The organism is Streptacidiphilus sp. MAP12-20 (genome assembly GCF_041262525.1).
In the GTDB taxonomy this organism is placed as follows: Bacteria; Actinomycetota; Actinomycetes; order Streptomycetales; family Streptomycetaceae; genus Streptacidiphilus.
Window position 1 is genome coordinate 285,794 of sequence record NZ_JBGCCK010000009.1, and the last position, 6,794, is coordinate 292,587.

Consider the following 6,794-nt stretch of genomic DNA (forward strand, 5'->3'; position numbering starts at 1 on the left):
CAACCGAACGGCGTACGGGTAACGGAGAGCATGGTGCGTAGCCATCCTGAGGGTCCGTAGGGTGGGACCGCGCGACAGAAGGGGAGGCGCGGTGAGGCATGTCGGCGGTGCGGGCGGTGATCACGGGGGGTTCGAGAGCCCCGAGGACATGTGGCGGCAGTCGGTCCAGGCCGACCTGAACACCCTGGGGCGCGGCCGGTTCCCCGTCTACGCCCCGACCGCGCCGCTGCTGCCCGCACCGGCGCTGACCGAGTGGCAGCTCACGAACGGCTCGCTCGCCAAGGTCGTCCTCTGCCACGGCGACCCCTTCGCGGTCGGGGGACCGTGGCTGCTCGTCGTCACGGCGGAGGCGCAGGCGCACGCGACGGAGATGGAGTACGGCCTCGGCGAACTTGTCGAGGACGAGCGGGACCGGCTGTTCACCCACGCGGGCATCGACGAGTCCGGCCCGGTCGGACCGGTCGCCGAGGGGGAGATCCTGATCCCGGTCGACGGGGTGCCGGTCGCGGGGCTGCTGCGCCGGGAGGGCCCGCTGTGGGCGGCCCGGCTGCGGCCCGAGACGGGCGGGGTGGTGCTCACGGTCACCGGCCGGGGCGTCGAGCCCGATCGTGTCGCGCTCCGCGCCGTCGACGACCTGGCTCCCTACGCGCACGGGCGGCAGCAACTGCTCAGCGCCCTGCTGCTGCGTCGTCGGCGCCGGGAAGGCGAGCCGGGGGCCGGACGTCCGGAGCCGACCGGGTCGGCGGAACAGGCCCTGGGCCTGACGGCGCATCGGCAGCTGATCGAGTTCTGTGTGGCGAGCGCGCTGCGGACCGAGTCGGCGGTGCGCGAACATCGCGTGCCACGTACGCCGCGCAGCGAGATGGGTCGCTGGGGGGAGCTGTGGGAGAGCGCCGTGCGCCAGCAGATGAAGCTCGCGGGCGAGGACCACGAGGAGGCGAACGAGGCGGTGACCGCGATGATCAACCAGATGACCTCGCTGGCCTCGGCGGTGGACTGGTTCCCCGACTCCCTGGCGGGCCGTGCAGCGGTGGAGGAGAGCATCCGCTACACGGCCTTCGAGAGCGAGGTCTCCAGCCTCGCCGCCCAACGGGCTTGGCGCGCCGACTGGTACCAGTTCCACGCTCCGAAGACCGGCCGCCCGCGCTCGCCCGAGGAGGCCCGGCTGCTGCACGAGCTCCGCCGCCAGGGCCGCGACACCTGGCTGGACCTCTGGCGCGCCTGGCACGCGGGTCGCTGACCCCGACCGCTGTCTTCGACTGCCGCCGACCGCTGACCGGTAAGTCGATTGACGCGCCGGGCGGGTGCGGCTTGGCTGGGGGAATGACCGATCTTCTCATCGAGCAGGTGAACGACGAGGCCAGTCTTGAGGACTGGCGGTACGTCCACAACGCGATCATCCCGACGCATCCGCTCTCTCTCGACGAGGTGCGTGAACGCTCCGGACGCCACCGGCTCGAGGTCGTCTACCTCGGCGACGCTCCGGTGGGCTGCTCGACGGTCCGCCCGCCCACGGCCGAGGACCCGGCGGCCACGGTGATCGCGCGGATCCTGCCGGCCCACCGGAACCAGGGCTTCGGCACCGAGCTTTACCTGCGCGGCCTCGACCACGCCAGAGCCCTGGTCGCAGCCGCCGGGAGTGTCGGCGCCGAGACGATCGAAACGGTGGTCCTCGCCTCCAATACGGACGGCCTGCGCTTCGCGGAGCGCCACGGCTTCGTGGAGGTCGAGCGCTATGTGCTGGAGGGGGACACCGTCCCGTACCTGACGCTGCGGCTCGCCTGATGACCGGCGGCGGGGGCAATGGCACGACGGTCAGGCGGCTGGACCTGGGCTACTTCGTCCGGCCGGCCGAGGAGGTGGGCGGGCCGCAGCCACGGGTGGAGCCGGTCCTGGCCTATCTGGTCCGCCGCGACGACGGTCTGATCCTCTTCGACACGGGCATCGGCGACGCCGGTCCCGAGACGGATGCGCACTACCGCCCGCATCGGCGTCCGTTGGAGGCGGCGCTCGCGGACGCGGGCGTCCGGCTCGCCGACATCTCTCTCGTCGCCAACTGTCACCTCCACTTCGACCACTGCGGCGGCAACCCCGCGTTGGCGCGCACGCCGATCCTGGTGCAGACGACGGAGCTGGCTGCCGCGCGCGGGGAGGGCTACACCGCCGAGGGGCTGGTGGACTTCCCCGGCGCGACCTACGCCGAGCTGGACGGCGAGGCCGAAGTGAGGCCGGGCGTGTGGATCATCCCGACCCCCGGTCACACGGCCGGCCACCAGTCGCTGGCGGTCCGCCGGCCCGACGGCACCGTCGTACTGGCGGGCCAGGCACACGACTTCGCCTCCCACTTCACCGCCGACCAGCTCGCCCACCGGGCCGCGGCCGACGGCGCCGCGCAGCCGCTGCCGCCGGTCCCGCCGTGGCTGGAGCGGATACTGGACCTCGACCCGAGGCGGGTGCTGTTCGCCCACGACTGCGCGGTGTGGGAGCCACCGGCCTGAGGGGCGCCGCGGCCCCTTGCGCGGAGGCGAGGTGGCCGCCTCGGGGCAGGCGAGCGGGCCCACCGCCCCGACCACGGGCGACGCGGTGCAGCTGCTGCCGTAGCAGCCGGACCCGGCTGCCCGAAGAAGGCAGAGACCCGTCGCTGCCACCCGTGCCCGGGGTCGCCCGCACGATGCGCACCTCGCAGGCGCGAGCCGGCGTCCGGCGGGTGTCCGGTGGGCGCGCGGTGGGCGCGCGGTGGGCGCGCGGCGCGGCTCAGGTGGGGAGGCGGAGTTGGAGCATGGCGAGGAGCCGTTCCTCCGGGCGGGAGAGGTCCAGGGAGGTGAGCTGCTCCGCACGTCGGACCCGGTAGCGCAGGGTGTTGGGGTGGATGTGCAGGGCCGCCGCGGCCGCGCGGACGTCGCCGAAGGCGTCGAGCCAGGCGAGGACCGAGGCGGCCAGTTGGCCGCCGTGCTCCGCGTCGTGGGCGAGCAACGCGTTGAGCCGGGGGTCGCGGACGGAGGGTGCGGCGGCGAGCAGGGCGAGCGTCTCCGCCAGCAGGACTTGGGCCTGGACCTGAGCGAGGTCGGCCACCTGGGCGTCGACCTGGCCGGAGGCCATCGCGTCGAGGATGCGGTCCGCCTCGCGGCGGGACGCGGCGGTGCCCGGCAGGCCGGGGGCGAATGAGCCGACCGCGCCGTGGACGAGCGTGGCGCCCGGTGCGCCAGGTGAGGTCGGCGCGCCCGTGACGGTCGGCGCGGCGAGGTGGCGGGTCGCGGCGTCGGCGAGTTCACGGGCCCAGCCGATCAGCGTCGCGGACGCGATGCCGCGCGGCAGTTCGGGCAGCAGCACGTAGACCCGCTCGTCCGCCGCCGCGACCAGCGCGCTGCGGTGGCGGGCGGCGGCGTGCACCGCCATCAGGCTCAGCGTCTCCTTGCGGTGCAGCTCGTCCGAGCCGGGCAGCGCGAAGCCGAGCACCGCGGCCGGGCGCTTCGCGTCCAGGCCGAGGTGACTGGCCAGCGACTGGGCTGCGGTCGTGCCCTGGAGCACGCCGGAGAGCAGATTCTGAGTGAGTCTCAGCTCCGAGCTGACCTCCCGGCGCCGCCGCATCAGCTGCAGCGCGGCGACCCGCGCCGCGCCCAGCAGCGCCTGGTCCGCCCGCTCGGCGAGCGGCGTCGCGCCCTCCTGGACCCAGATCGTGCCCAGCTGCCGCTCGCCGGAGCGGATCGCCACGACGAGGCGGCGGCGCAGCCCCAGCTCCGGGTGCTCGTCGATGGAGACCACCGCGTCCCCGGCGCGCAGCTGCTGGAAGACGCCCCACTCGCGCAGCTTGGAGAGGTAGGGCTCGGGGCCCTGCCAGCCCAGGATCGTCAGCCGCCGCAGGTCGTCGATCTCGTCGGAGTCCGCGGAGCGGGAGTAGGCGAGGATGCGGTTGGCGGTGTCCTCGATGCTGACGATGCCGCCGGTGAGCACGGCGGTCGTCTGCGCGAGCGCGAACAGGTCGCCCTCCTCCGCGCCCTCGCCGACCGGGAGCGTGCGTCCGCTGCCGAGCGCGGCGCGGGCGAGCGCGTCGAGGTGCTCCCAGCGCACCTCGCGGCGCACCGACAGCAGCGCGATACCCGCCTGCTCGGCGAAGTCGCGCAGCGTCTCGCGTTGTGCCGCGGAGTCGATCCGCACCGCCACCGCCGCCGCGCCCGCCCGCGCGGCGGCCCGCAGCGCCGGGATCGCGGCGCGGCCGCGCACACCGATCGCCAGCACCAGCTCGCCTGCGCGGGCCTCCGGCGGGTCCTCGGGATCGAGCAGCGCGACGTCGACCGCCTCCACGTCCAGCCCGGACGGGGCGCACTGGAGCTCCACGACCGGCTCGCCCAGTGACATCAGCAGCTGGCGCAGGGTGATACCGGAGAGGCCCGCGCTGAAACCACTGGCCTGAGCGAGGGCGAACGGGTGACGCTCCTCGGGGTTGTCCGACCCGACATGCTCCATGCCCAGATCTTATGCGACCGGACAAAGAGGAGCTCCGCCGTCGGGGCCTAGCGTGAGTGCCGACGCGAGAACCGCGTTTCCGGACCCACCCGTACGAATCACCGTATCCGTATCAGGGATGTCTGCGTCCGGGATGTATCTGAGCTCAACGAGGAGCACGCGCGTGTTGGACGCTGTGACCCAGATTCCCACGCCGGTGAACGAGCCGGTCCACAGCTACGCGCCGGGCAGCGCCGAACGGGTGCGGCTCGAGGCGGAGCTGAAGCGGCTCGGCGCGCAGTCGCCGGTCGAGCTCACCATGACCATCGGCGGCGAGCACCGGCTGGGCGGCGGCGAGCCGATCGACGTCGTCCAGCCGCACCGCCACGCGGCCGTGCTGGGCACCATGCGCAACGCCACCCAGGACGACGCCCGCGACGCGGTCGAGGCCGCGCTGGCGGCCGGTCCGGCGTGGCGCGCGCTCTCCTTCGACGACCGCGCGGCGGTCTTCCTGCGCGCCGCCGACCTGCTGGCGGGCCCCTGGCGCGAGACGCTGGCCGCTGCGACCATGCTGGGCCAGTCCAAGACCGCGCAGCAGGCGGAGATCGACACCCCCTGCGAGCTGGTCGACTTCTGGCGCTTCAACGTGCACTTCGCCCGGCAGATCCTCGCCGAGCAGCCGGTCTCTTCGCCCGGCGTGTGGAACCGCACGGACCACCGCCCGCTGGAGGGCTTCGTCTACGCGATCACGCCGTTCAACTTCACCGCGATCGCCGGCAACCTCCCCACCGCGCCCGCGCTGATGGGCAACACGGTGGTGTGGAAGCCGTCCCCGACCCAGCAGTACGCCGCGCACCTGTTGATGCAGCTGCTTGAGCAGGCCGGCCTGCCGGCCGGCGTCATCAACATGGTGACGGGCGACGGCCTCGCCGTCTCGGACGTCGTGCTCAAGCGCCCGGAGCTGGCAGGTATCCACTTCACCGGCTCGACCGTCACCTTCCAGCACCTGTGGAAGACGGTCGGCGAGAACATCGCCTCGTACCGCAGCTACCCGCGCCTGGTCGGCGAGACTGGCGGCAAGGACTTCCTGGTCGCCCACCCGAGCGCCGACCCGGCCTCGCTGACCACCGCTCTGACCCGTGGGGCCTTCGAGTTCCAGGGCCAGAAGTGCTCGGCGCTCTCCCGCGCCTACGTCCCCGCCTCGCTGTGGGCGCAGATCAAGGACGGGCTGCGGGACGAGGTCGAGTGGCTGACCATGGGCGACGTCAGCGACCTGTCGAACTTCATGGGCGCGGTCATCGACGCCCGCTCCTTCGCCAAGAACCGCGCCGCGCTGGAGCGCGCCGCGGCCGACCCGGACGTCGAGATCCTGGCGGGCGGCACGTTCGACGACTCGGTGGGTTACTTCATCCGCCCGACCGTGCTGGTCTGCGCCGACCCGGCGGCGGAGTACTTCCGCGAGGAGTACTTCGGCCCGGTCCTCGCCGTCCACGTCTACGCGGACGAGGACTGGGACGCGATGCTGGACCAGATGGAGTCCGTCTCCACCTACGGTCTGACCGGCGCCGTCTTCGCCACCGACCGCACGGTCATCGCCGCCGCGATGGAGAAGCTGCGCTTCGCGGCCGGGAACTTCTACATCAACGACAAGCCGACGGGGGCCGTCGTCGGCCAGCAGCCCTTCGGCGGCGGGCGCGCCTCCGGGACGAACGACAAGGCCGGCGCCGCGCAGAACCTGCTGCGCTGGACCTCGTCCCGCTCGGTCAAGGAGACCTTCGTCCCGCCGACGGACTACCGCTACCCGCACATGGCCTGACGGCCGGACCCCTCAGGCCCCGCCAGGCCCATTCCGGCCCGCCGATCCGCCGCGCCCCCTCACCCCCTCAGCGGGGGCGCGGCCCGGGCCTGCCTGCTCTTCTCTCCCCGTCACTTCTCCCGCATCCCTGGGGTTGACATGCTCCGCACCACGCTCCTCGCCGCCTCCCGCTCCCCGCGCTCGCGCAAGCTCATCGAGCAACTGCCGCCGACCCGGGCCATCGTGGACCGCTTCGTCGCCGGTGAGACCCTCGACCAGGGCGTCGCCGTCACCGACCGGCTGATCGCCACCGGCCGCCGGATCACCCTCGACCACCTCGGCGAGGACACCGCCGACGCCACCCAGGCAGCGGCCACGGCGGAGGCCTACGAGCACCTGCTGGCGGCGCTCGGCGAGACCGGCCTGGCGGACCGCGCCGAGGTCTCGGTCAAGCTCTCGGCGGTGGGCCAGTTCCTGCCCGAGGAAGGCGAGAAGGTCGCCCTCGAGAACGCCCGCCGCATCTGCGCGGCCGCGGCGGCCGTGGGCACGACGGTGA

The 6,794-nt window shown here is 73.5% G+C and carries 5 protein-coding genes and 1 pseudogene; 5 read left to right on the forward strand and 1 reads right to left on the reverse strand.

Annotated elements, in window-relative coordinates; translation table 11 throughout:
• Nucleotides 1-91 precede the first annotated feature (91 nt).
• The 3 genes from ABIA32_RS15225 to ABIA32_RS15235 all read left to right on the forward strand — a co-directional run bounded on the left by ABIA32_RS15225 (nt 92) and on the right by ABIA32_RS15235 (nt 2,498).
• Nucleotides 92-1,240 carry a hypothetical protein gene (locus tag ABIA32_RS15225; protein WP_370095130.1) on the forward strand — a complete coding sequence of 383 codons (1,149 nt, stop codon included), beginning with the start codon at nt 92-94 and terminating at the stop codon, nt 1,238-1,240.
• Nucleotides 1,241-1,323: 83 nt separating this feature from the next.
• Complete coding sequence (locus tag ABIA32_RS15230) at nt 1,324-1,785, forward strand: GNAT family N-acetyltransferase (protein WP_370095132.1); 462 nt, start codon at nt 1,324-1,326, stop codon at nt 1,783-1,785.
• The gene (locus tag ABIA32_RS15235) at nt 1,785-2,498 is read left to right on the forward strand and encodes an N-acyl homoserine lactonase family protein (protein ID WP_370095134.1); all 714 of its coding nucleotides are present in this window, start codon (nt 1,785-1,787) and stop codon (nt 2,496-2,498) included. Before ABIA32_RS15230 ends, ABIA32_RS15235 begins: the two co-directional genes overlap by 1 nt.
• A gap of 256 nt (nt 2,499-2,754) precedes the next feature.
• Here ABIA32_RS15235 and ABIA32_RS15240 read toward each other — a convergent pair whose 3' ends face one another.
• Nucleotides 2,755-4,464: a PucR family transcriptional regulator gene (locus tag ABIA32_RS15240; protein WP_370095136.1), complete on the reverse strand. Its 1,710-nt coding sequence runs from the start codon at nt 4,462-4,464 to the stop codon at nt 2,755-2,757.
• 166 nt (nt 4,465-4,630) lie between these two features.
• Here ABIA32_RS15240 and pruA point away from each other — a divergent pair, with 166 nt between their 5' ends.
• Nucleotides 4,631-6,259, forward strand: coding sequence for an L-glutamate gamma-semialdehyde dehydrogenase (gene pruA / locus ABIA32_RS15245; RefSeq protein WP_370095164.1), 1,629 nt, complete (start codon nt 4,631-4,633; stop codon nt 6,257-6,259).
• Nucleotides 6,260-6,397: 138 nt separating this feature from the next.
• Nucleotides 6,398-6,794, forward strand: a pseudogene (locus tag ABIA32_RS15250) (proline dehydrogenase); the annotation flags it as partial.

What these genes read in the sequence shown, in the direction of transcription:
- ABIA32_RS15230 (WP_370095132.1), top strand. Translation starts at nt 1,324, where the DNA reads ATGACCGATCTTCTCATCGAGCAGGTGAACGACGAGGCCAGTCTTGAG.
- ABIA32_RS15235 (WP_370095134.1), top strand. Translation starts at nt 1,785, where the DNA reads ATGACCGGCGGCGGGGGCAATGGCACGACGGTCAGGCGGCTGGACCTG.
- ABIA32_RS15240 (WP_370095136.1), bottom strand. Translation starts at nt 4,464, where the DNA reads ATGGAGCATGTCGGGTCGGACAACCCCGAGGAGCGTCACCCGTTCGCC.